General features: G+C 43.9%; 1 protein-coding gene. It reads right to left on the bottom strand.

Annotated elements, in window-relative coordinates; translation table 11 throughout:
* On the bottom strand, positions 1-312 hold a 312-nt coding region (locus tag RYX56_RS21730; RefSeq protein ID WP_317124036.1), incomplete at both ends, for a TIGR02679 domain-containing protein.

Genomic DNA, 312 nt, shown 5'->3' with positions numbered 1-312 from the left:
AACGACCAAATCCAGCGGGAGTCCGCAGGCTTAGACTGAATCCAGTCCCACCACCAGCTCCCTTCAGGATGTTTCATTCTTAAAGCTTGGAAAAATTGCCTTTCCCTTTCTTCCTCCGCGTTACTTTCCTCGCTCTTCGTTACGATCGATTCACCTAGCACCCTTTCTAACAATTCTACTAGAGTATACTCTGTAAAACCGGTCTGGGCTAATTCTTTTTCAAAGGAAAGTAATGAAACTTTTCCTTTTTCTAAAATGGTTTCGACCGGCTGACCTAAAAAGCCAGCAATCGATTCCACTTCTTCGTCTGTA

The sequence above is a fragment of the Alkalihalophilus lindianensis genome, assembly GCF_032843265.1.
GTDB classification, from domain to species: Bacteria; Bacillota; Bacilli; order Bacillales; family Bacillaceae_D; genus Alkalihalophilus; species Alkalihalophilus lindianensis.
This window is presented reverse-complemented; position numbering and strand designations above follow the sequence as displayed.